Raw genomic sequence first — 23,351 nt, forward strand, 5'->3', positions numbered from 1 at the left:
GGCCTCCCGTCACGCCCCCGTACGCTGCCGCCATGGCACAGAACACTCAGCCCAGGAAGGTCGCCGTGGTCACCGGCGCCGGCTCCGGCATCGGGCGGGCGGTCGCCCATGCCCTGATCGCCGCCGGCTGGCAGACGGTCCTGGCCGGCCGGCGCGCTCAGGCGCTGGAGGAGACGGCCCGGCTGTACGGCGAGGCGGGCGCCGGCGCCGGCCTCGACGAGGGCCCCACGTTCATGGCGGTGCCGACCGACGTCACCCGCCCCGACGAGGTCGACGCCCTCTTCGCCGCCGTCCACGACCGCTTCGGACGGCTGGACCTGCTCTTCAACAACGCGGGCACGTTCGGCCGGCCAGGACCGCTGGAAGAGCTCTCGTACGACGACTGGCGTGCGGTCGTCGACGTCAACCTCACCGGCTCGTTCCTCTGCGCGCAGGCCGCGTTCCGCGCCATGAAGGCGCAGGACCCGCAGGGCGGCCGGATCATCAACAACGGCTCCATCTCCGCCCATGTGCCCCGACCGCACTCCATCGCGTACACCGCCACGAAGCATGCGATGACCGGCCTCACCAAGTCCCTCTCCCTGGACGGCCGTCCGTACCGGATCGCCTGCGGCCAGATCGACATCGGCAACGCGGCGACCGAGATGACCGGCCGGATGCAGACCGGCATCCTCCAGGCGAACGGCGAGCTGGCGGTCGAGCCGGTGATGGACGCGGCGGATGTGGCCCGCACGGTGGCCCATATGGCGGCGCTGCCGCTGGAGGCGAATGTGCAGTTCGCGACGGTGATGGCGACCAACATGCCGTATATCGGGCGGGGATGACGCCCCTGCGGACCTGTCGGGGCGTTCCGGGACCGGGGGAATAGCCGGCCGACGCGGCTGGTTCCCCCACCATGACGCTCAACGACACCGCCGCCGGCACCGCCTCCGCTGCCGTCGGGGACGCCCCCTCCGCCCCCGAGATCCTGCGCTACACCGCCTTCTCGAACGACCCCAGGGGCGGCAACCCGGCCGGCGTCGTACTGGACGCGTCCGGCCTGGACGACGCCGCGCAACTCGCCATCGCGGCCCGGCTCGGCTACTCGGAGACCGCGTTCCTGACCGCCCCGCCCGAGGGGCTGGGCGGCGGGCCGGCCCGCGCCTTCACCATCCGCTTCTTCAGCCCGCTCGCCGAGGTGGCGTTCTGCGGGCATGCGACGGTCGCCACGGCGGTCGCGCTCGCCGAGCGAATAGGCCCGGGGGACCTGGTCTTCGCCACCCAGGCGGGCCCGGTCCCGGTCACCGTCCGGGAGGTGGACGGCGCCCTCCAGGCCACCCTCACCAGCGTCGAGCCCCATGTGAAGGGCATCGCCCAGAACGATCTCGCCGAGGCACTGGCCGCCCTCGACTGGCCTGCGGCCGACCTGGATCCGGCCCTCCCGCCGCGTATCGCCTTCGCCGGGAACAACCATCTGGTCCTCGCCGCCGCCACCCGCGAGCGCCTGGCGAAGCTGGACTACGACTTCGAGCGGCTGGCCGCCCTGATGCACCGGCTGGACCTGACCACCCTCCAACTGGTCTGGCGGGAGAGCGAGTCGGTCTTCCATGTGCGCGATCCGTTCCCGGTGGGCGGCGTGGTCGAGGACCCGGCGACGGGCGCCGCGGCGGCCGCCTTCGGCGCGTACGCCCGCGAAGTGGGCCTGGTCTCCGGACCGGCCACCCTCACCCTCCACCAGGGCCACGACCTGGGCCGCCCGGGTCTGCTGACCGTCGAACTCCGCGCGGGCGACCCGCGGTCGCATGTCAGCGGGACGGCCACGGCCATCGGCGAGGACGACGCGTAGCACCGGCCGGCCTCGGGGGGCGGGCCGGGTTCCCGAAGTGACGGCCCGTCACCCGGACCCGCCCCGCGCCTCAAACCGCCCTGCCCACAACACCTTTGACGTCCGCCCGGACTCTCCCCGCGGCGGAAAACTTCCGCAACAGCCGTGACACATCCCCTTACCGCACACCCCCTTGCGGTGGGACCCTTCCTCTCGGCACCTGTTCCGTCCGACCGCCATCCGCACCGCTCGTCTGCCCGGCCGGCGCCACGCGCGCCGCCGGTCCCCACCCGGTCCGCGCGGTACGTCGCGCGGGCCCCGCAGAAGGAGTCACGCGTGAGCCGAACCCCTCGTGTCCCCCGTGCCCCTCGTATCCCCCGCGCCACCGTGGGCGCGCTGATCGCCGTAGGCACCCTGCTCGCCTCGGCCCTCCAGACGGGCGCGGCCGGTGCCGCGAACGGCCCGTCCGCCAACGCGTCCCAGTCCCGCCTCGCCTCCTTCTGGACCGCGGAACGGATGCGCTCGGCAACCCCGCTGGACCTGCTGCCGGTCAAGGCCGGCGCGGTGAGCGAGACCGTACGCAGAGGGGCCGAGCGGCTGGTGAAGCCGACCCTGCCCAAGCTGCCGAAGGTCCCGTCCGTCCGCGAGGCCGGTGGGCCGTGGACCAAGGGCGGTGCGGTCGTGAAGACCGCGGGGCGGGTGTTCTTCACCTACCAGGGCCGCCAGGCTTCCTGCTCCGGCGACGCCGTGACCAGCGCGAACAAGAGCACGATCATCACGGCGGGGCACTGTGTGAAGCTGAAGGGCGCCTGGCACAAGGACTGGGTCTTCGTCCCCGCCTACCACGACGGCCAGGCCCCGTACGGCAAATGGGCGGCCACCAAGACGCTCTCCACGCCCCAGTGGACGGCGAGCGAGGACATCAACTACGACGTCGGCGCCGCGGTCGTCGGCCCGCTCGACGGCAAGAAACTCACCGACGTCGTCGGCGGCCAGGGCCTGGCCTTCAACACCGGCTACAACAAGCAGATGTACGCCTTCGGCTACCCCGCCGCCGACCCGTACGACGGCAAGAAACTCATCTACTGCAGCGGCACCACGATCAAGGACCCGCTGCTCTCCAAGGACCACGGTCTGTCCTGCAACATGACCGGCGGCTCCAGCGGCGGCCCCTGGTTCACCTCGTTCGACGAATCCACCGGCACCGGCCTGCAGTCCTCCGTGAACAGCTTCGGGTACCAGTTCCTCCCCAACACCATGTTCGGCCCGTACTTCGGCGACGACGCCAAGAACCTGTACGAGAAGGCCCAGACGTCCTGACACAGGTCACGGGCCGCACGCGCGTCACGGGCTGCCCGGCTCCGGCCGGGCAGCCCGTCGAACCGAGCGCGCCCTGCCCGTCCCGACATCGCCGCCTCAACCCGACATCGCCGCACAGGTGATGAGGGCGAGGTTGCCCACGGCGTACACGACCGCCGCGGTGATCACCCAGCGGCGTTCGCCGTCGGGCGCCTCGTCGCTGTGCCGGGACGTCGTCCAGGTCATGACGTTGATCCCGATCATGACGAGGGTGAAGACCAGACCGAGAACGTGGATCTTGTCGGTGAGGGTCAGGGCCGTCTCGGAACCGGTGGTCGCCGACGACTGCTGCATGTTCAGCACGATCGCGAACAGCACCGCTCCCAGCAGGCCCAGCCGTCCGAGCATGACCTCGACACAGTCCAGCGCCGGAATGAAGACCATCAGCGTGATCAGGGCGGCCACGTACACCGGGCCGGCCAGTTTGACGAAGCTGTTGTACTCGGCGCGGGCGAGGTCGATCCGCGCCTCGAGCCGGTCGTAGGTGCTGCCGTGGTGGGGGTCGAGTGCCGGGTCGCCGAATGTCGTGCGGTAGGTGTGCCGGCTCTTGGTGAGGCGGAAGGACGTGGCGTTCCATTCGCCCGGGATCCCGTCGGGCGCATACGAGCTGTTCTCGTGGTCCGGCCGGTACCGGGAGTCGTGGATGTCGTCGTTCGGTTCCATGGCGATCACCAGCCGGTGCCGGTCGAAGGGGAACGACCGGGTGTCCCAGTCGACGCGGAAACTGCCGGTCACCTTCATGTACGTGTAGGAACGGCCGGCCGTCGCCTCGGACCCCGTCAGGCTCTTGGTGATCTCGTTGGCGTTGGTGAACTCCATGAGTTTCATGGGGTCTTGCCGTCGGTCGGGGCACACGCTCCACACCCACAGGTCCGCGCGGAAGGAACCGGCCGCCGGGCGGATGTCGTGCACGGAGAGCACATAGGAGCCCACGGTGCAGGTGACCCAACTGCCCGCCCGGGGCGCCGGCGTCAGGTTCGCGGGGTGCGGGCGTCCGGGCGCCGGGGCGGCGAAGGCGGGGCTGGCCCATAACCCCGCGAAGAGGGCCACCGCGGCCAGGCGAAGGACGACCGAGAGCCGCCACGCCCGGCGGCCGACGCGGGTCGCCTCCGGCCGGCCTCGCGCGGCAAGTGTCATGCGCCGGTCCTCCCCCGCCTTCCCTCGGGCATCGGAAGGCCAGTCGGCGGCATGCATTCCCCGGGCCGACAAAGGACATTCAGGCCCGGGTGCCGCGGCCGGCGAAGCGGGCGGGACCGGGCCGGACCAGGGGGTGTCTTTCCTGGTCAAGGGCCTGGTGGCGGACGAGTCGGCCTGTACGCCGGGTTCTGTCTCCCCCGGTCCTCGCGGGCCGAGGGGAGGCGGCCATCCATCTAGGGCTGTCGTTGCCGGCAGCCTCGTGCGGTCTACCCGCGGACTCGGGCGGGCAGCCCTCGATCGTCCGCGCAGGGACACCGGGGTGTCCCCTCTTGACCTTGCTCCGGGTGGGGTTTACCTAGCCCTCCGAGTCACCTCGGAGGCTGGTGGTCTCTTACACCACCGTTTCACCCTTACCGGGCGCCTTGCGGCCCCGGCGGTTTGTTTTCTGTGGCACTGTCCCGCGGGTCACCCCGGGTGGGCGTTACCCACCACCCTGCCCTGTGGAGCCCGGACGTTCCTCGGGAAGATCCGAAGATCTCCACGCGGCCGCCCGGCCGGCTCGTCCGCCGTGCCGACCATGCTACCTGCCTGCACCACGGCGCTTGACCTTGTCGCGACGTCAACGTTTCTACTGGCCGCATGAGAATCGGGGAGCTGGCCGCACTGGCCGGGGTGAGCACACGAGCCGTACGTCACTACCACCATCTGGGGCTGCTGCCGGAACCGGCGCGGCGCGCCAACGGCTACCGGGAGTACGGGCTGCGCGACGCGGTGGCGCTGGCGCGGATCCGGCGGCTGACCGAGCTGGGGCTCGGGCTGGAGGAGGTGCGGGACGTCCTCGCCGACGACGCGGGGCGGGAGCTGCGCGAGGTGCTGGTCGAGCTGGACGAGGATCTGGCGCGGCAGGAGGCAGCGATCGGGGTGCGCCGGGAGCGGCTGGCCGCGCTGCTGCGGCAGGCCGAGGAGCACGGCGGGCTGCCGGCCGAGGGCCCGGTGTCCCGGGAACTGGCGGCGCTCTACGGGGAGATGGCCAGGACCGCGGCGGCCCGGCCGGGACCCGAGCCGGCGATGGCCGCCAAGGAGCGGGAGGTGCTGGCGCTGATCGAGACGATGGCGGAGCCGGAGGCGGGGCAGCGGATGACGGGCCTGCTCGGGCAGGCGGCCGAGGGGCCGGCGGCGATGGCGCGGGTCTACGAGGTGTATGAGCTGCTGGACGAGCTGGTGGCGGCCGAGCCGGACGATCCGAGGGTGGCGCGGGTCGCGCGGGCGCTGTCCGACTGCATCCCGGACGCGGTGGTCGCCGAGATGGACCCGCGGGCGTGGCAGGTCGCGTCCGGGGAGACGGAGGAGGGCGCGGACGGGTTCATGGCGGCGTTCTTCGCGGACTTCGCGCCCGCGCAGGCCGCGGCCGTACGCCGGGCGATCGGGCTGCTCGCGGAGCGGGCGCGGTGAGCGGGGCGGTGCCGGGCCGGGCCGAGCGGGTGCGGCGGCTGGGCGGCCACGAGGGGCGCTGGCTGGTGAGCCTGGTGTGGTGGGTGGCGCGGCGGCGGATCGGGGTCGCGGCGGGCGACCGGCCCTTCGGCTACGCGGGGGCGCAGGCGGCGATCGTGTACGGGCTGACGTTCGTGTGCGCGGTGGAGACGGTCGGGCTCGCGGTGCTGCTGGCGGGCCATCCGGTGGCACATGCGGTGATGCTGGTCGTCGACGTCTACACGGTGCTGGCGATGCTGGGGTTGCAGGCGGCGGCGGTGACCCGGCCGCATGTGCTGGGCGCGGACGCGCTGCGGATACGCGACGGCGCCCGGATGGAGGTGCGGATACCGCTGGAGCGGATCGCCGCCGTCCGCTGTGACCTGCGCTTCAAGAAGGAGGAAGGAGCGCAGGAGCTGATCGAGCTGGCGGTGGCGGGGCAGACGTCCGTCACCGTCGAGCTGAGCGAACCGGTCGTGGCCGTACGACTGTTGGGGCGGCGAGTGGTCGCGCGTACGGTGCGGTTCCACGCCGATGACGCCCGGGGTGTGGTGACGGCCGTGCGGGCGGCGATGGGCGGGCCCGCCGACGGCTCGCCGGGGCGGCGGCCGGGGGCCGTCACGCCGGGGTGAAGCGGACCGCCGCCCTGCCCGGGTCCGCCTGTGTGAGGCGGACCCGCAGGTAGTGGCCGAGCGGCAGCGGCGGCCCCTCGGGGGCGGTCTCGACGGGGCCGATCACCACCGGTTCGTAGAGCTGGACGGTGCCGTGGGTGGGGTTCTGGTCGTCGACGTCGACGACCAGGGCGTGGTCGAAGGTCTCGCCGACCCGGTCGCACAGCAGGGCCGCCTCCACCAGGTCGACGCAGGCCCGCTCGACCTCGTTGGCGTGCCGGCTGCCGGCTTCCATCTCGGCGGGGAGGCGGGGCAGGGCGGCGCGGACCCAGTCGGGCGGGGCGGTGCCGGCGGAGGCGGCCAGGCAGAGCTCGGAGGTGTAGCGGTCGACGAGCCGCCGCAGCGGTGCGGTGGCGTGCGCGTACGGAGCGGCGACGGCGGCGTGCAGCGCGTGGGAGGCGGCCGGCGGGGTGCCCTCGAAGACGGTGTAGCCGGGGCCGCGCAGCAGGGTGGTGCACTCCTGGAGGAAGGCGGCGTGGCCGGCGCGCCGCGGGTCGAGGCCGCGGATGAGCTTGGCGTACGAGGTGTGGTGCGGCCAGTCGACGCCGAGCGCGCGGGCGGTCAGCCGCAGCCGGGCGACCGAGCCGTCCGGGGCGGTGGGCAGCGTACGGAGGATTCCGGTGCCGGAGGCGAGCATCAGGTTGGCCGCCGCCATGCCGGTGAGCAGGGAGATCTGGGCGCTCCAGGCGTCGGCGGGGAGCGGGGCGCGGTAGCCGAGGGTGTAGCGGCCGTGCTGTTCGGCGATCTCCTGCTCGGGGACGTTGAGGGAGATCGCGCCCCGGGCGGCCTCCAGTTCCTCCCGTAGCTGGCCGATCTCGCGGAGCAGCACCAGCGGCTCCTCGGCGGTCTCGTCTTCGATGATCCGCTGGACGCCCGCGTAGTCGAGTTTGGCGCGGGAGCGGACCAGGGCGCGGCGGACGGAGGCGCCGGCCAGGGCCCCGTACGCGTCGAGGTCGAGCTGCCACAGGACGGCGGGGCGGTCCTGGTCGGGCAGCAGGCTGGCGGCGCCCTCGCTCAGCACCGGCGGATGCAGCGGGACCCGCTCGTCGGGGAAGTAGAGGGTGGTCACCCGGTGGTGTGCCTCGGCGTCCAGGGCGCCGCCCGGCGTCACGAAGGAGGCGATGTCCGCGATGGCGTTGTGCACGCGGTAGCCGCCGTCGGCTCGCCGGGACAGGAACATGGCCTGGTCGAGGTCGAGTGCGCCGGGCGGGTCGATGGTGAAGAGGGGGAGGTCGGTGGCGTCCTCCAGGGTGTGCTCGGTCGCCACCGCCCCGTCGCCCGCGGGGATCCGCGGGGCGCGCGCCGCGCTGTCCGCCTCGGCTTGTACGGAGGGCGGGAAGTGGTCCGGGATCTCCATCCTTCCGCGCAGCTCACGCAGCGCGGCGCGCAGCGGGGCCTCGGCTGCGTCGGTCACACACATATGGCGACGGGGCATGAAAACGAGCGTATGGCGGTCGGGCGCTCCCGGCGCGGCGTGCAGGTCCGTGCTGGTCAAGGGGCTGTGGGGCGCGGGCGGCGGCGGGTCCTCGGGCGGCGGCGGCAGGACATACGCTTTCCGGGGGCCGCACCCCCGCTCGTACCGCCGTGAAGGAGAACACCGTGCTCGTGCTGTTGCCGCCGTCCGAAGGGAAGGCCGCGGGAGGGGCCGGGGCGCCGCTGGACGCGGGCTCGCTGTCGTTGCCGGGGCTGGCCGCCGCGCGCGCCGCGGTGCTGGAGGAGCTCGTCGAGCTGTGCGCGGCCGACGAAACCAAGGCGCAGGAAGTGCTCGGGCTCAGCGACGGCCTCAAGGGCGAGATCGCCAAGAACGCGGGACTGCGCGGCGCCGGGGCGCGTACGGCCGGGGAGATCTACACCGGGGTGCTGTACGACGCGCTGGGGCTCGCGTCCCTGGATGCGGCGGCGCGCGAGCTGGCCGAGCGGTCGCTGCTGGTGTTCTCGGGGCTGTGGGGCGCCGTACGGATCGGGGACCGGATTCCGTCGTACCGCTGCTCGATGGGGGTGAAGCTGCCGGGGCTGGGTGCGCTGGGCGCGTACTGGCGGGCGCCGATGGCCGAGGTGATGCCGGCGGCCGCCGGGGAAGGCCTGGTGCTGGATCTGCGGTCGGCGGCGTATGCGACGGCGTGGAAGCCGAAGGGTGAGGTCGCCGGGCGTACCGCCACGGTGCGGGTACTCCAGTCGAAGATCGTGGACGGTGTCGAGAAGCGGTCGGTGGTCAGCCACTTCAACAAGGCGACCAAGGGCCGGCTGGTCCGGGATCTGCTGACCGCGGGGCTCGATCCGGCGGGTCCGGCGGAGCTGGTGGAGGCGCTGCGCGGGCTGGGGTACGCGGTGGAGGCGCAGGCTCCGGCGAAGGGCGGCAGGGCCGCCAAAGCATGGGCGATCGATGTGGTCGTGACCGAGCTGTAGGCACAGCGGACAGGGTGCGTTGCACCCTGCGCAACAGCCGTTGCGAATACTAGATATACGGGCGCACTATGGGCGGCGTGAGCAGCGCCGCCTCCTCCTCCGTGCCCGCCTCCCCCGAGCGTTCGTCCGATCACGGGGGACCCCCGCCCTCGGTGCTGGGGCTCGCCCCCGTCCTCCCGGTCGTCGTGCTGCACGACGCCGCGGACGCCGTGCCGCTGGCCCGTGCGCTGGTCGCGGGCGGGCTGCCGGCGATCGAGGTGACCCTGCGGACGCCCGCCGCGCTGGACGCGATCGGGGCGATCGCGGACGAGGTCCCGGAGGCGGTGGTCGGCGCCGGCACCGTGCTCACCCCCGAGCAGGTCGCCGCGGCCGCCTCGGCCGGCGCGCGGTTCCTGGTCAGCCCCGGCTGGTCGGCTCGGCTGCTGCACGCGATGCGGGACTCCGGCATCCCGTTCCTGCCGGGCGTCTCGACGGCTTCGGAGGTGGTGACCCTGCTGGACGAGGGCATCACCGAGATGAAGTTCTTCCCGGCCGAGGCGGCGGGCGGCACCGCCTACCTCGCCTCGCTGGCCGCGCCCCTGCCACGGGCCCGGTTCTGCCCGACCGGCGGCATCGGCCTGGCGTCGGCACCGTCGTATCTGGCGCTGCCGAACGTGGCCTGCGTCGGCGGCACATGGATGCTCCCGGCCGATGCGCTGGCCGCGAAGGACTGGGGTCGGGTACGCGAACTCGCCCGCGAGGCAGCGGAGTTGGCGGAGTCGGCGGAGCCGACGGACTGACGGGAGGCGAGGCGGACTGGCGGATCGAGCCCGTGGCACGCACACGAAGAGGCCCGGCACATCTACCGCATGTGCCGGGCCTCTTCGTGTGCGAGCTGCCCCCGCCGGGGGATGCGCCGGCGAACTACCGCAGATGCGACGTGTCGTTCAGCAGCCGCAGCGACGCGTTCCCGTCGGCGTAGTACGCGACCGCCGACAGGGACGCCGCGGAGAGCTCCATACGGAACAGCGACTCCGGCGGGGCGCCCAGCGCCAGCCTGACCAGCGTCTTGACCGGCGTCACATGGGTGACCACCAGCACCGTCCTGCCCGCGTACCGGGCGATGAGCTTGTCGCGGGTGACCGCGACCCGGCGGGCGACCGCCGCGAAGGACTCGCCGCCGCCGGTGGGCACCGCCTTGGCGGAGGCGAGCCAGGCGTCGAGGTCGTCGGGGAAGCGTTCGCGCACCTCGGCGAAGGTCAGCCCCTCCCAGGCGCCGAAGTCGGCCTCGCGCAGCCCGTCGTCGATCCGGACCTCCAGGCCGAGCCGGGCCGCGACGGCCTCGGCGGTCTGGCGGCAGCGCAGCAGCGGCGAGCTGACGATGGCCTGGACGGTGCCGCGGGCGGCCAGCGCGGCGGCGGTCGCCTCGGCCTGGCGGCGTCCCGCTGCGGAGAGTTCGGGGTCGCCGCCACCGCTTCCGGAGAAGCGCTTCTCCGGGGTCAGCGCGGTCTCGCCGTGCCGCAGCAGGACGAAGGTCGCCGGCGCGCCGAGGTCGGGGGGACCCCAGCCGAGCGGCGGGGCGGCAGCCGTCTCGGCCGCCTCGTCGGCCGCGCGTGCGGCGGCGCTGCGGGCCGGCGCCGTGGCCGTGGCGGCCCCGGTGTCCAGCGCCGCGCGCGAGTCCCGCGGCTCCCACTGCTTGCCGTTCTTGCCGGCGTCCATCGCCTCGTTGGCGAGCCGGTCGGCGTGCTTGTTCTTCTCCCGGGGGATCCACTCGTAGGTGACCTGATCGGGCGGGAAGACCGTCCTGGCCTCGGCGGCCAGCGGCTTCATGTCCGGGTGCTTGATCTTCCAGCGTCCCGACATCTGCTCGACGACGAGCTTGGAGTCCATCCGCACATGGATGCGCGCCTGGGGATCCAGCGCGTACGCGGCGCGCAGCCCGGCCAGCAGCCCCTTGTACTCGGCGACGTTGTTGGTCGCGGTGCCGATGTACTCGGCGGCCTCGGCCAGCGCCTCACCGGTCGCCGGGTCGAGGACGACCGCGCCGTAGCCGGCCGGGCCCGGGTTGCCCCGGGAGCCGCCGTCCGCCTCGACGATGAACTTCCGCGCCATGGCCTACAGACCCGAGTCGGGCGTACGGACCAGGATGCGGGCGCAGTTCTCGCACCGGACGACGGTGTCGGCGGGGGCCGCCCGCACGTCGTTGAGCTCGGTGATGTTCAGCTCCAGCCGGCAGCCCTCGCAGCGGCGCTGGTAGAGGCGGGCCGCGCCGACGCCGCCCTCCTTGGCGCGGATCCGGTCGTAGAGCTTGACGAGGTCGGCCGGGATGTCGGCGACGGTCAGCTCGCGCTCCTTGGTGACCGTGGCGGCCTCGGCCTCGATCTCCTGGCTCGCGGCGTTCCGGCGGGCGACCGCGTCATCGACCTTGGCCTGGATGGAGTCGACCCGGCCGGTGAGCTCGGTGACCCGCTCCTGGGCGGCCTCACGGCGCTCCATGACCTCCAGGACGACGTCCTCCAGGTCGCCCTGGCGCTTGGCGAGCGAGGCCAGTTCGCGCTGGAGGCTCTCCAGGTCCTTGGGCGAGGTGACGGCACCGGAGTCCAGGCGCTTCTGGTCGCGGGCGGCGCGCTGGCGCACCTGGTCCACGTCCTGCTCCGCCTTGGTCTGCTCGCGGCTGGTGTCGCTCTCCTCGGTCTGCGCGGCGACGAGCAGGTCGCGCTGCTGGGTGAGGTCTGCCTCCAGGGTCTGCAGCTCGGCGAGCTCGGGCAGGTTCTTCAGCTTGTGCGCGAGCTGGGTGAGCCGGACGTCCAGGGCCTGGACGTCGAGGAGGCGGATCTGGTCGGCGGGCGCGGCGTTCAGCGTGGGGCTCCTGGGGTGTGCGTCGGGGTGTTCGGCAGGGAGGACGCCGCGTGGGCGGTCCAGGGGTCGGTGACCGTACGGGAGACATGCGTGCGCAGTCCCCAGCCGTGCCGGTCGGAGACCGCGTCGAGCTGGGCCGCGGCCTGCTCGCACCACGGCCATTCGGTGGCCCAGTGGGCGGCGTCGAGCAGCGCCAGCGGGCCGTTGCGGGTGTTCTGGGTGGCTTCGGAGGCCGGGTGATGGCGCAGGTCGGCGGTGAGGAACGCGTCCACGCCGGCCGCCCGTACGTCATCGAAGAGGCTGTCGCCCGAGCCGCCGGAGACGGCGACGGTGCGGATCTCGCGGTCCGGGTCGCCGGCCGCGCGGATGCCCTGGGCGGTGGCCGGCAGCCGGGCCGCGGCGTACGCGGCGAAGTCCGCCAGGGTCATCGGGTGCGCCAGCTCGCAGACCCGGCCGAGGCCGCGGCGGCCCGACGGGTCGCTCGCGTCCGGCACCAGGGGGCGCAGGATCCGCAGGTCGAGGGCGCCGGCGAGGGCGTCGGAGACGCCGGGGTCGGCGGTGTCGGCGTTGGTGTGCGCGACGTACAGCGCGATGTCGTGCTTGATCAGCGTGTGCACCACCCTGCCCTTGAAGGTGGTGGCCGCGACCGTCGTCGTACCTCGCAGATAGAGCGGATGGTGGGTCACGAGGAGGTCGGCGCCGAGCTCGACGGCCTCGTCGACGATCTCCTGGACGGGGTCGACGGCGAACAGGACACGGCTGACGGGAGCGTCGGGGTCTCCGCAGACCGTGCCGACGGCGTCCCACTGTTCGGCCCGCTCGGGGGGCCAGAGAGCGTCGAGCGCGGCGAGGACTTCAGACAGTGCGGGCACGGAGGGAAGGTTACCTCTCACGGGTGCCCCGGCGACCCGTCGTCATGCCCCGGGGTACGACCGGCACGGCGGCGCCAGCACAACCCCCCGTTCCGGCACCGGAGAACCCGGGAACCGCCACCCTTATGCGTGAAGTGCCGGAACTTGCGTTGATGGGCCGGAAAGGCGAAATCTACCTTCGCTGTCTGACTGGAGGTGAGCACTCGATGACTATCTGTGCCACTGAGGAGGACCGGACGTTCCGCGCCGCCGAGGAGGACCTGGCGCCGGGCGCCGCTGAGGACCGGCGGGCGCCAGGGCGCCCGCACCGGCCGGCAATGACGATCGCCGCCGACGGCTCGTACGCCGCCCGGCTCACCCGTGACGACGAGGACGCCGAGAGCTGGTTCCCCGAGCGCTGGACGGTCGGCGGCCCCGAGCCGTACGCCGTGCCGCTGCCGGGCCGCCAGCCGGAGGAGCCGGACAGCGAACTGCTGCCGCTCGCGGACGGCCGGGTGCTGATCCTGCGCCGGGTCGCCGACCACTTCGCCCTCTCGCTGCTCTACCCGACGGGCCCGGGGACCGGTGAACTCCCCCTCGGCACCGTGCCGGCACCCGAGCTGACCCTGCTGCCGCCCGCCCCCGGCGGGATGCTCGGCTACGCCCTGGCGCGCGGCGCGCGGAGCACCGCGCTGTGGCTGGTGCACGGCGGCCCGCACGGCCCCGAGCGGATCGCCACGGTGCCGGGGCGCTGTACGGGCGGCGCCTGGCTGGACCGGGGCGGCCGACTGCTGGCCCTGGACCGGGAGTTGGACGGGCGGACGAAGACCGTGGTGGTCGACCTGGAGCGGGATGCCGAGACCAGCCCGCTGTTGCAGATCACGGAGGAGAGCAACGACCGGCTGCTGCTCGCCGATCCGGACAGCGGGCTGCTGATCGTGCGGTCGGACGCCCCCGGGCACGACCGGCTGGGCTGGGGGGTGCTCGGCAGCAGCCGGCCGGTGCGCTTCCCCGAGTGTCTGCGCCCGGCGGACGCGACGGACACAGCCGGCACAGCCGGCCCGACGGACACCGTGGTGACGCCGTTCGCGGTGCAGCCGGGGCAGATGCTGATGCCGGAGAGCTGTGCGGTGGCGTTCCGGATCGACACGGCGAGCGGCACGTGGCTGGGCGTATGGCGGCCCTCGGAGCGCCGGTTGCGGCAGCTGCCGGTGCCGGCGGGGTGGCTGGCGGGCGCCGGGCTGTGGACGGCGGGCGGCGAACTCCTGCTGCCGTACGCCACGGAGGCGGAGCCGTGCGGGGTGGCGCGGGTGGCCGTGCCGGTGGAGTGGCGGGAGGCGGGTGAGGACGTCCGTCCCGAGGTGACCGCCGACGCCCCTGCCGGGATGACCGCCGACGCCCTTCCCCCGGTGGCCTCGGAGGTCCGTCCGGCGGCGGACGGCGAGGCGCGTGCCGGGACGGACGACGAGGCACCTCCCGGCACGCCTCCCGAGGCGGACGGCGACATCCGCCGCTGGGTGCGGGTGGCGGTCCGTCCCAGGAGAAGCGGCGGGATTGTCCCGGCTTTCGAGGATCCCGACAACCGCTCCACAGCATCCGCACATCCGAAGGCCGCGGCGAGCGACCCGCACAACACCCCCGCGCATCCCCAAATGCGCAGGCCAGTGCCCCTGCAACAGGCTCCCTTGACAGTTTGGTAGGCGCCATGGGGCACGCATTCCCACCCCGTTAGAATTTTCGAGCGGGGGGACGCAGCCGGCTGACCGGCCACCGACGGTGCTGCCTGGGGTTATCCGGGCGGCAACGGGGGGAGTCCCGACGCGTACAGCTGTAAGCGATCTGACGGAGTGACTCTTTCCATGTCCGAAGCCCGAACCGAAACGACCGAAGCGAGCCTCCAGGAGGCATCCGCCCAGGCCGCCGAGGCGGCAAGCTCCGGCAGGCACCGTGGCCCGGCCGCCACCGAGGAGGCCAAGGGCACCGCCAACGGGCGGCACCGCCGGGAGAAGCAGGCCCACGGCGCGTTCGGCTGACCGGCGGCCCCGCCGGACCGAGGCCGACGGCCGTGGCCGCCGGACCGCACTGTGCGGTGCGGCGGCCACGGCCGTTGGCACGTCGGGCCCCGGATCCCCTCAGCCGTGTTTGAGGCCCAGCACCTCGGCCGCCGCGAAGGTCTCCTCCGGCGGCCGCTGGGCGTAGTACGGCGTCAGCAGCCCGTCCAGCTCCTCGTACGTGAAGGCCTCCTTCACGGTGTCGAACTGGGCGGCGATACGGGGCCGTTCGGCGATGGCCACCATGCCGCCGTGCACGACCAGCAGCTGGCCGTTGACGTGCGCCGCGGCCGGCGACGCCAGATAGCCGACCAGCGGCGACACATGCTCGGGCGCGAGCGGGTCGAGCCGGCCCTCCTCCGGAACACCCAAGCCCGCGAAGACGTCCTCGGTCATACGGGTGCGGGCGCGCGGGCAGATCGCGTTGGCGGTCACACCGTATTTGGCCAGCGCCAGTGCCGTGGAGGTGGTGAGGCCGACGATGCCGCCCTTGGCCGCCGCGTAGTTGGGCTGGCCCGCCGAGCCCGCGAGGAACGCCTCGGAGGAGGTGTTGACGATCCGGCCGTGGACCGGGCCGCCGGCCGCCTTGGAGCGGGCACGCCAGTGGGCCGCGGCGAAGTGGGTGGTGTTGAAGTGGCCCTTGAGGTGGACGCGGATCACCGAGTCCCACTCGTCCTCGCTCATGGAGAAGACCATCCGGTCGCGCAGGATGCCCGCGTTGTTGACCAGGATGTCGAGCTGTCCGTAGGTGTCGACGGCCAGTTGGACCAGGGCGCGGGCCTGCGCGAAGTCGGCGATGTCCCCGAGGTGCGCGACCGCCCGGCCGCCCGCCGCGCGGATCTCGGCGGCGACGTCCTCGGCGGGCGCCGCGGACGCCTCGCCGCTGCCGTCCCGGCCCGGCTGCCCGAAGTCGTTGACGACCACGGCGGCGCCCAGCCGGGCCAGTTCCACGGCCTCGGCGCGGCCCAGGCCGCGCCCGGCACCCGTGACGATCGCGGTCAGGCCCTCAAGTGGCTGTGCCTGTGCCATTCCTGTCCTCTCAGGGTGGGGTGGGGTGACCTCTCGGGGCTGTGCGGGCGTCCTCAGATCTCGATGCAGGTGCGCAGCGCGGTGCCGGTGCGCATCTGGTCGAGGGCGTCGTTGATCTCGGCGAGCGGGACGCGGTGGGTGATCAGCCCTTCGAGGTCTATCCGGCCGGCCCGCCACAGGGCGATGGCCCGCTCGTAGGAGCGCAGCACATCCCCGCCGCCGTACAGGGACGGCAGAATGCGCTTCTCGTCGAAGAACAGCTCGAACATGTTGACCTGGAAGTGGTCGTCGAGGGCGCCCGCGCCGACGACGCACAGCGTGCCGCCGCGCCGGGTCGTCTCGTAGGCGACGCGGGCGGTGGCGGACCTCCCGACGACCTCGAAGACATAGTCGAAGCCCTCCCCCGCGGTGATCCGGGCCTTGGCGTCGGCGAGGCCGTCCGGTTCGACCGCTTCGGTGGCGCCGAACCGGAGGGCGGCCTCGCGGCGGCCGGCCACCGGGTCGACGGCGACGATCTGGGCCGCGCCGCAGGCCCTGGCGCCCTGGATGGTGGAGATGCCGACGCCGCCGCAGCCGATCACGGCGACCGAGGAACCGGCCGTCACCTGGGCGGTGTTGATGGCCGCGCCGAGTCCGGTGGTGACGCCGCAGCCGATGAGCGCGGCGATCTCGTAGGGGACGTCGTCCGGGATCGGTACCGCGCAGTTGGCGGTGACGACGACTTCCTCCGCGAAGGTGCCGGTCCCGGCGAAGCCGAAGACGTCGCCGCCGGGGCGCTTGAAGTTGGGTGTGCCGGCGTTCATGAATCCGGCCAGGCACAGATGGGTCTGGCCGCGCTTGCAGGACGGACAGCCGCCGCAGGCGGGCAGCCAGCTCATCATCACCCGGTCACCGGGCTTGAGGCCGGTGACGCCGTCGCCGACGTCGAGGATCTCGCCGGCCCCCTCGTGCCCGGGGACGAAGGGCGCCGGCTGCGGCAGCACCCCGCTCATCGCGGAGAGGTCGGAGTGGCACAGCCCGGTGGCCCGTACCCGCATCCTGACCTTGCCGGGACCGAAGCCCACCGCTTCGACGTCATCGAGGACTTCGAGCTTTTCCTGCCCTGTCTCGTGCTGTACGGCTGCGCGCATGCTGCGGCTCCTCTCGAATGTCGGCCCGCCGGGGCGGCGAGCGGCCGCCGGGGCGCGTTGTCCCGACGGCTAGGGCGTGTCGGATGGGTCGGTGACCTGGCTGTGCTCGACCACGGTGTCCGCCAGGACCGGCGCGTGGTCGCGGTCGGCGGCGGTGACCGAGACCTGGACCCGTCCGGGCTCCCGCCACAGCCGCAGGCGGAGCGTCTCCCCGGGGAAGACCACGCCGGCGAAGCGGGTCGTGTACGACCGCACCCGTGACACATCCCCGCCGAGCACGGAGTCGACGACGGCCTTGAGCGTCACCCCGTAGGTGCACAGCCCGTGCAGAATCGGCCGGTCGAACCCGGCGAGCTTGGCGAATTCCGGGTCGGCGTGCAGCGGATTCCAGTCGCCGGAGAGGCGGTAGAGCAGCGCCTGGTCCTCGCGGAGGTGGCGTTCGGTGGTGAGGTCGGGGGCGCGATCGGGGAGTTCGAGGCGGGCGGAGGGGCCGCGGTCGCCGCCGAAGCCGCCCTCGCCGCGGACGAAGATCTGGGTGTCGCAGGTCCACAACGGGCCGTCGTCGTCGCCGACTTCGGAGCGCAGCACGATGACGGCGGCCTTGCCCTTGTCGTAGACGGCCGGGACGGACGAGGTCTGGGTGGCGCGGCCGCGGACGGGGAGGGGGCGGTGCACGGTGACGGTCTGGCCGCCGTGCAGCACAGCGGCGAGGTCGACGTCGATGCCGGGGGCGGACAGTCCGCCGGCGAGCGCCATCCCGCCGCCGGCGACGGTCGCGAAGCTGGGCAGGACGTGCAGCGCGCTCTCCAGGGTGTAGCGCAGTTCGTCGGGGTCGGTGGCGGGGTGGGGCTTCTCGGGTGTGGCGGCGCCGGCTCCGATGCCGAGGTGGTAGAGCTGGACGTCCTTGTGGTCCCAGGCGAGTTCGGTGGTCCGCGGCTCGGCGGAGGTGGCCTTGGCGGCGTCGATGGGCATCGGGCGGTTCGCTCCTTCACCACGGTGTGAAGACCCCGGCGCGGCCGTCCGCACCGTCGGTCGCGCCGGGGTCGCTTCTGGTCGGCCGGCCGCGCCCCGGCAACGCCTCAGCGGCGCTCCGTCAGCTCACTTCTAGAACGCGTTCTAGCCGATGGCTCTCATGTATAGCCGATCCGGACTTGAGCGGGAAGAGGCCTGACGGTTTGTCAGATTCTGGCTGCGGCGAGGACGCCGGGCCGGCCGCACATGACATTTGTCAGCGGGTATTGCACACATTCACATCTGCCGCAGGGCGATTACGTTCCGTAACGTCGTAGACGGAATGGGGAAGACGCCGGCGGGACGGGGCGATGAAGGCGATGAGCGGGACGGGAACGGGCGGTTACGCGGTGCACGCGTACCGTCGGACCGCGCGGACAGTGTGATCAGGTGCCGTCGGCGAGGGCGAGAACGGGGAGACGACAGTGCGGCAGACGCGACGGCGGACACAGCGAGCGGAGCAGCAGCGGGAGCGCCAACGAGGGTGGTGGCCGGTCCTGCGGAAGGCCGGGGACGGCGGTGCGGGTGACGCCGGTGCCGGTGACGCCACGACCGGTGGTCCGTGCTGGTCGGACGGGTCCGGCGAACCGTCCGGGCCCGACGGGCAGCGCGTGAGGCCGGGCAAGAAGCCCGGCAGAGGGCCGGGCCGGTATGCGTTCCTGCCCTGGCTGCTGATGGGCCTGGGCGCGTTCTCCAACGTCATCCAGGGCAAGTCGGACAGCCCCTGGCTGGGCGGCGCCGGACTCCTCGCCTTCAACTCCCTCTACATCAGCGTCGTCTTCTCCTCCTTCAACCCCCGGCTGCGCGACTCCCGCCGCCCGGTCTACGCGCTGGGCGCACTGACTGTCGTCACCTACGCCATCGCGCTCGGTTTCGGCGGTGACTGGTTCCTGTTCTTCCCGCTGCTGTCGCTGGCGTCCGGCACGGTGCGGGTACTGCGCGGCAGAAAGCTCGGCCTCTGGCTGATCGCGCTCAGCGGATCGGCCGGCTTCCTGGCGGGCTGGCGTGACGACGACCCGTGGGGCTCGGTCGGCATCGGGTACGGCACCTTCCTGTCCGGCATGGTGACCGCCACCGTCCTCAGCCTCTTCGACACCATCCAGGAGCTGAACACCACGCGTCAGGAGCTGGCCCGTTCGGCGGTGGAGAAGGAACGGCTGCGGTTCTCCCGCGATCTGCACGACCTGCTGGGGCACACCCTGTCCGTGGTGGTGGTCAAGGCCGAGGCGGTCCGTCGGCTGGCGCCACGCGATGTGGAAGCGGCGCTCGCCCAGGCCGCCGATATCGAGGCGGTCGGCCGTCAGGCGCTGACCGAGATCCGCGAGGCGGTCAGCGGCTATCGCGAGGGCAGCCTGGCCACCGAGCTGGAGCACGCCCGTTCGCTGCTGGAGGCGGCCGCCATCGAGCCGGTCGTACGGCAGGCAGGACCGCCGCTGCCCCCGCAGGCCGGGGCGCTGCTCGGCTGGGTGGTCCGCGAGGGCGTCACCAACACCGTCCGGCACAGCGGCGCCACCCGCTGCGAGATCGACGTACACGCCGACGACGACCGCGTACGCCTGACGATCACGGACGACGGCCGCGGCCCCGCATCCCACGGCTCTGCCGCACCACGCGACCAGGCCTGGATACGCGGCCACGGCCCGGAGCCGGACGGCGACCGGACCGGTACGGCAGCGGTGGGCAGCACAGCCCAGGTGGACGGCACATCTCAGGCGGGCGGCACGGCCCAGGCGGGCGGCAGCGGCCTGAAGGGACTGGCCGAGCGCCTGGCCGCGGCGGGCGGCACGCTGCACAGCGGCCCGGACGGCCGCCGAGGCTTCCGCGTCATCGCCGAACTACCAGTGAATTCGGGGGAGTTGGCCGACATCGGGGGAGGTGGGCGGGTGGCCGATGCATGATCATGTCGGTCGCGGCGAGTGGTGCAGGGGAGCGCATCCAGTCCGCCCGGCCACGGAGCGGACCGAGGTGGCTGGCTTAGCCTGTCGCCATGGATGAGATGTCGGAGGACCGCCCCGCGAGGTGTGTCAGAGTCCTCCTCGCCGAGGACCAGGGGATGATGCGGGGCGCGCTTGCGCTGCTGCTCGGCCTGGAGGAGGACATGGAGGTCGTGGCGCAGGTCGCGGCGGGCGATCAGATCGTTGCGGCCGCGCTGGAGGCCCGGCCCGACGTGGCGCTTCTGGACATCGAACTGCCGGGCCGCAGCGGGCTGGACGCCGCGGCGGATCTGCGCGAGCGGCTGCCGTCCTGCAAGGTGCTGATCGTGACGACCTTCGGCCGGCCCGGCTATCTGCGGCGCGCTATGGAAGCCGGGGCGTCCGGGTTCCTGGTGAAGGACGGCCCGGTGGAGGAGCTGGCGGCGGCGATCCGACGGGTGCTGGCCGGGGAGCGGGTGATCGATCCGGCGCTGGCGGCGGCGGCGCTGAGCGCGGGGCCCAATCCGCTCACCCAGCGCGAGCGGGATGCGCTGACCGCGGCCGTGGACGGTGCGACGGTCGCGGACATTGCCGGGAGGCTGCATCTGTCCCAGGCCACCGTCCGCAACTACCTCTCGGCGGCCATCGGCAAGACCGGCACCCGTAACCGCATGGAGGCGGTACGTGCGGCCCGCCGCAACGGCTGGCTGTGAGGGGGAGGGGAGGTCCCCAAGTGGCCCGGCCCGTCTAGTCGTTGGTGATATCCGTCCGCCGATCGCCGACCCCGTCCGACCGCCGGTCCCCCGTGTCGCCCATCCGCACGTCCCCCGTGTCGCCCATCCGCAGTTCACCCTTGGCCTCGGGCCGCCGGTCCCCCGCGGCCTCCGGCCGCTGATCGGCGGTGGCCTCCGGCCTGCTCCGCGGCAGTGCGATGACCATCAGCACGATGCTGCCCAGCAGCAGCGCCGAGCCGACCTGGAACGCCAGGCCGTAGCCGCCGGCCAGTGCCGCCGGGCCGTGGCCGTCCTCGATGCGGGACGTGGCGACCGTGGAGAGCACCGACAGGCCCAGCGCGCCGCCCATTTGGCGTGAGGTGTTGATCAGGCCCGAGACCAGGCCCTGGTCGGCGGGTTCGGCGCCGGACGTGGCGATGGAGGCGACCGGTGTGGCGGTCAGCCCCGCGCCCAGCGCCATCAGAATGCCGGGGCCGAGGATCGTCCCGACGTACGTCCCGTGGGCATCCATGGTGCCCTGCCACACCATGCCGCCCGCGGAGATCACCGCACCGGCGATGGCCAGGGTCTTCGCTCCGAGATGGTTCATCAGCCGGGGAGCGATCTTCGATCCCAGGACGATGCTGAGGGAGTGCGGGATGAACGAGATCCCGGCCTGCAAGGGGCTGTACGACAGCACGTTCTGCGCGTAGAGCGACAGGAAGTACCACATGGAGAACATCGCGGCGCCGGCCAGCATCATCGCCGCGTTCGCCGACGAGACCGAGCGCAGCCGGAAGAGCCCCAGCGGCATCAGCGGTGCCTTGGCGCGCGCCTCGACGGCGATGAAGGCCGCGATCACGACGAGTCCGGCGCCCAGCGGCAGCAGCGCGGACCCCGACGTCCAGCCGTGCGTCTCGGTCTGCACGATGCCGTACGCCACCAGGCCGAGGCCACCGGTCACCAGCAGCGCGCCCGGGACGTCCAGCCGGCGGCCCGCGCTCTGCCGGCTCTCGGTGAGCCACAGCACCGCTCCGGCCAGCACGAGCGCCCCGACGGGCACGTTGATGAGCAGCACCCAGCGCCACGACAGAAACTGTGTGAGCACCCCGCCGACCAGACCGCCCGCGGCCCCGCCGCCGGCGCCGACCGCCGTCCAGGTGGCGATGGCGCGGGTGCGGGCCGGGCCCGCCGGGAACGACGTCGTCAGGATCGTGAGGGTGGCCGGGGCGAGCACCGCCGCGCCGACGCCCTGGATCGTGCGGGCCGCGATGAGCTGCCAGGGCTGCTGCGCGAGCCCGCCGCCGACGCTCGCGACTGTGAACAGCGCCAGGCCGAGGACGAAGATCCGCTTACGGCCGAAGAGATCGGCGGCGCGGCCGCCGAGCAGCATGAAGCCCGCGAAGGTGATGACGTACGCGTTGACGATCCACTGCAGGCCCAGTTCGCTGAGGCCGAGCCCGGACCGCATGGCGGGCAGCGCCACGTTCACGACGGAGACGTCCAGGACGACGAGGAACTGCCCGGCGCAGACCAGCAGCATCACCAGCCAGGCCGGGGCGGGAGTACGTCGCGGACGTGTTGACGGCGTGGCGGGGGTGGCTATCGGGGGCATGCGGGCCATGCTCGCATTCGCCCGCCCGCACCCGCATCGGGATATCGGTGTAGCCGCCAACTGACCGGAGTCCTAGGCCTGCGGGCCGAAGTCCCGGGCCACGGACGAGCGATCGCCCTCACCTGCGCGGCTCCCTCACTTGCGCAGCGCCGTCACCACCGCCGCGCCCCCCAGCCCGATGTTGTGGGCCAGTCCGACCCTCGCCCCCGCCACCTGGCGCTCTCCCGCCTCGCCCCGTAGCTGCCATACCAGTTCGGCGGCCTGGGCGAGGCCGGTCGCACCCAGGGGGTGGCCCTTGGAGATCAGGCCGCCGGACGGGTTGACCACCCAGCGCCCGCCGTACGTCGTGGCCCCGTCGGCGACCAGCTTTCCCGACTCGCCGTCCGCGCACATCCCCAGCGCCTCGTACGTCAGCAGCTCATTGACCGAGAAGCAGTCATGCAGCTCGATGACGTCGACGTCCTCGACGCCGAGGCCGCTCGCCTCGTACACCTGCCGGGCCGCGGCCCGGGACATCGGCTTGCCGACGACGTCGATGCAGGAGCCGGACGCGAAGCTGTCCTCGGTGTCGGTGGTCATCGCCTGGGCGGCGATCTCCACCGCGCGCTCCGTGAGGCCGTGTTCGCGGACGAAGCGTTCGGAGGCGATGACGGCAGCGGCCGACCCGTCGGAGGTCGGCGAGCACTGGAGCTTGGTCAGCGGCCGGTGGATGGTCCTGGCCGCGAGGATCTCCTCGACCGGGTAGACGTCCTGGAACTGGGCGTACGGGTTGTGCGCGGAGTGCCGGTGGTTCTTGGCTCCGACCGCGGCGAGCTGTTCGGCCGTGGTGCCGTAGCGGTCCATGTGCTCGCGGGCCGCGTTGCCGAAGATCTGGGCGGTGGGCGGGGTCATCTCGAAGCCGTGGGCGGCCGCCATGACGCCGTAGTGGCGGGCCACCGGCGACGTTTCGAAGCTGCCGCCGTCCGCACCGCCGCCCAGTGCCCCGCGTTTCATCTGCTCGAAGCCGAGCGCCAGCACGCAGTCGTTGATGCCCGACTCGACGAACTGGCGCGCCATCATCAGAGCGGTGGAGCCGGTCGCGCAGTTGTTGTTGACGTTGTAGACGGGGATGCCGGTCAGGCCCAGTTCGTACGCGGCGCGCTGGCCCGCCGTGGAGGCCTGGTAGCAGTAGCCGACCGGCACCTGCTCGACGGCCTCGTAGCCGATCCCGGCATCGGCGAGGGCCTTGCCGCCCGCCTCCTTCGCCATGTCCCAGTACTGCCAGTCGCGGGTCTCGGGCTTCTCGAACTTGGTCATCCCGACACCGACTATGTACGCCTTGCCAGCCATGCAGGTCCTCCAGGAGAGTCACCG

The 23,351-nt window shown here is 72.9% G+C and carries 21 protein-coding genes and 1 other RNA gene; 11 read left to right on the plus strand and 11 right to left on the minus strand.

The window, feature by feature from the left end; translation table 11 throughout:
• The first annotated feature begins 32 nt into the window (after window positions 1-32).
• From FCH28_RS09170 to FCH28_RS09180, 3 genes are all read left to right on the plus strand, one after another.
• A complete protein-coding gene (locus tag FCH28_RS09170; protein WP_136739281.1) occupies window positions 33-824 on the plus strand; it encodes an SDR family oxidoreductase in 792 nt (263 codons plus the stop codon).
• Between the two features lie 71 nt (window positions 825-895).
• Complete coding sequence (locus tag FCH28_RS09175; protein ID WP_136739282.1) at window positions 896-1,825, plus strand: PhzF family phenazine biosynthesis protein; 930 nt, start codon at window positions 896-898, stop codon at window positions 1,823-1,825.
• A 315-nt stretch (window positions 1,826-2,140) separates the two neighbouring features.
• Window positions 2,141-3,124 carry a trypsin-like serine peptidase gene (locus FCH28_RS09180; RefSeq protein ID WP_246102600.1) on the plus strand — a complete coding sequence of 328 codons (984 nt, stop codon included), beginning with the start codon at window positions 2,141-2,143 and terminating at the stop codon, window positions 3,122-3,124.
• Window positions 3,125-3,220: 96 nt separating this feature from the next.
• On the opposite strand, the gene FCH28_RS09185 is transcribed toward FCH28_RS09180, so the two are convergent.
• Together FCH28_RS09185 and rnpB are read right to left on the minus strand one after the other, a co-directional pair.
• The gene (locus FCH28_RS09185; protein WP_136739283.1) at window positions 3,221-4,300 is read right to left on the minus strand and encodes a ligand-gated ion channel; all 1,080 of its coding nucleotides are present in this window, start codon (window positions 4,298-4,300) and stop codon (window positions 3,221-3,223) included.
• 161 nt (window positions 4,301-4,461) lie between these two features.
• Window positions 4,462-4,862, minus strand: an RNA gene (gene rnpB / locus FCH28_RS09190) — RNase P RNA component class A.
• Between the two features lie 77 nt (window positions 4,863-4,939).
• Here rnpB and FCH28_RS09195 point away from each other — a divergent pair.
• Together FCH28_RS09195 and FCH28_RS09200 are read left to right on the plus strand one after the other, a co-directional pair.
• Window positions 4,940-5,752: a MerR family transcriptional regulator gene (locus FCH28_RS09195; protein WP_136739284.1), complete on the plus strand. Its 813-nt coding sequence runs from the start codon at window positions 4,940-4,942 to the stop codon at window positions 5,750-5,752.
• Window positions 5,749-6,402 (plus strand): hypothetical protein, encoded by a 654-nt coding sequence (locus FCH28_RS09200; protein ID WP_136739285.1) that lies wholly within the window; start codon window positions 5,749-5,751, stop codon window positions 6,400-6,402. The genes FCH28_RS09195 and FCH28_RS09200 overlap by 4 nt, the downstream gene beginning before the upstream one ends.
• Here FCH28_RS09200 and FCH28_RS09205 read toward each other — a convergent pair.
• Window positions 6,389-7,876, minus strand: coding sequence for an RNB domain-containing ribonuclease (locus tag FCH28_RS09205; protein ID WP_136739286.1), 1,488 nt, complete (start codon window positions 7,874-7,876; stop codon window positions 6,389-6,391). The genes FCH28_RS09200 and FCH28_RS09205 overlap by 14 nt on opposite strands.
• Before the next feature lie 164 nt (window positions 7,877-8,040).
• Between FCH28_RS09205 and yaaA the strand changes: the two genes are divergently transcribed.
• The gene (gene yaaA / locus FCH28_RS09210) at window positions 8,041-8,847 is read left to right on the plus strand and encodes a peroxide stress protein YaaA (protein ID WP_136739287.1); all 807 of its coding nucleotides are present in this window, start codon (window positions 8,041-8,043) and stop codon (window positions 8,845-8,847) included.
• Between the two features lie 68 nt (window positions 8,848-8,915).
• The gene (gene eda, locus FCH28_RS09215) at window positions 8,916-9,626 is read left to right on the plus strand and encodes a bifunctional 4-hydroxy-2-oxoglutarate aldolase/2-dehydro-3-deoxy-phosphogluconate aldolase (RefSeq protein WP_136739288.1); all 711 of its coding nucleotides are present in this window, start codon (window positions 8,916-8,918) and stop codon (window positions 9,624-9,626) included.
• Window positions 9,627-9,750: 124 nt separating this feature from the next.
• Here the strand turns inward: eda and FCH28_RS09220 are convergent, their stop codons facing one another.
• From FCH28_RS09220 to FCH28_RS09230, 3 genes are read right to left on the minus strand one after another with little or no spacing between them, the layout of a single operon-like run.
• Entirely contained in the window at window positions 9,751-10,938 is a 1,188-nt protein-coding gene (locus FCH28_RS09220; RefSeq protein ID WP_136739289.1) for a bifunctional RNase H/acid phosphatase, read from the minus strand.
• A 3-nt stretch (window positions 10,939-10,941) separates the two neighbouring features.
• Entirely contained in the window at window positions 10,942-11,685 is a 744-nt protein-coding gene (locus tag FCH28_RS09225) for a zinc ribbon domain-containing protein (RefSeq protein ID WP_187363821.1), read from the minus strand.
• Entirely contained in the window at window positions 11,682-12,557 is an 876-nt protein-coding gene (locus FCH28_RS09230; protein ID WP_136739290.1) for a Nif3-like dinuclear metal center hexameric protein, read from the minus strand. Before FCH28_RS09230 ends, FCH28_RS09225 begins: the two co-directional genes overlap by 4 nt.
• Before the next feature lie 206 nt (window positions 12,558-12,763).
• On the opposite strand from FCH28_RS09230, the gene FCH28_RS09235 reads away from it, so the two are divergent.
• On the plus strand, window positions 12,764-14,236 hold the full coding sequence (locus FCH28_RS09235; RefSeq protein ID WP_425471907.1) for a hypothetical protein: 1,473 nt from the start codon (window positions 12,764-12,766) through the stop codon (window positions 14,234-14,236).
• 159 nt (window positions 14,237-14,395) lie between these two features.
• Window positions 14,396-14,569 carry a hypothetical protein gene (locus FCH28_RS38010; RefSeq protein ID WP_169314109.1) on the plus strand — a complete coding sequence of 58 codons (174 nt, stop codon included), beginning with the start codon at window positions 14,396-14,398 and terminating at the stop codon, window positions 14,567-14,569.
• Window positions 14,570-14,668: 99 nt separating this feature from the next.
• On the opposite strand, the gene FCH28_RS09240 is transcribed toward FCH28_RS38010, so the two are convergent.
• From FCH28_RS09240 to FCH28_RS09250, 3 genes are all read right to left on the minus strand, one after another.
• On the minus strand, window positions 14,669-15,616 hold the full coding sequence (locus FCH28_RS09240; protein WP_136739291.1) for a 3-oxoacyl-ACP reductase: 948 nt from the start codon (window positions 15,614-15,616) through the stop codon (window positions 14,669-14,671).
• A 53-nt stretch (window positions 15,617-15,669) separates the two neighbouring features.
• Window positions 15,670-16,746, minus strand: coding sequence for a Zn-dependent alcohol dehydrogenase (locus FCH28_RS09245; protein ID WP_136739292.1), 1,077 nt, complete (start codon window positions 16,744-16,746; stop codon window positions 15,670-15,672).
• A 69-nt stretch (window positions 16,747-16,815) separates the two neighbouring features.
• Entirely contained in the window at window positions 16,816-17,718 is a 903-nt protein-coding gene (locus tag FCH28_RS09250; protein ID WP_136739293.1) for a MaoC/PaaZ C-terminal domain-containing protein, read from the minus strand.
• A 713-nt stretch (window positions 17,719-18,431) separates the two neighbouring features.
• Here FCH28_RS09250 and FCH28_RS09255 point away from each other — a divergent pair.
• Together FCH28_RS09255 and FCH28_RS09260 are read left to right on the plus strand one after the other, a co-directional pair.
• Window positions 18,432-19,655 carry a histidine kinase gene (locus FCH28_RS09255; protein ID WP_136739905.1) on the plus strand — a complete coding sequence of 408 codons (1,224 nt, stop codon included), beginning with the start codon at window positions 18,432-18,434 and terminating at the stop codon, window positions 19,653-19,655.
• Window positions 19,656-19,744: 89 nt separating this feature from the next.
• Window positions 19,745-20,383 (plus strand): response regulator transcription factor, encoded by a 639-nt coding sequence (locus tag FCH28_RS09260; RefSeq protein WP_136739294.1) that lies wholly within the window; start codon window positions 19,745-19,747, stop codon window positions 20,381-20,383.
• Window positions 20,384-20,417: 34 nt separating this feature from the next.
• Here FCH28_RS09260 and FCH28_RS09265 read toward each other — a convergent pair whose 3' ends face one another.
• Both FCH28_RS09265 and FCH28_RS09270 read right to left on the minus strand, forming a co-directional pair.
• Entirely contained in the window at window positions 20,418-22,007 is a 1,590-nt protein-coding gene (locus FCH28_RS09265; protein ID WP_222852406.1) for an MFS transporter, read from the minus strand.
• Between the two features lie 126 nt (window positions 22,008-22,133).
• The gene (locus FCH28_RS09270) at window positions 22,134-23,327 is read right to left on the minus strand and encodes a lipid-transfer protein (RefSeq protein ID WP_136739295.1); all 1,194 of its coding nucleotides are present in this window, start codon (window positions 23,325-23,327) and stop codon (window positions 22,134-22,136) included.
• Window positions 23,328-23,351 lie beyond the last annotated feature (24 nt).

Origin of the sequence: Streptomyces piniterrae, from assembly GCF_005048155.1 — a bacterium.
In the GTDB taxonomy this organism is placed as follows: Bacteria; Actinomycetota; Actinomycetes; order Streptomycetales; family Streptomycetaceae; genus Streptomyces; species Streptomyces piniterrae.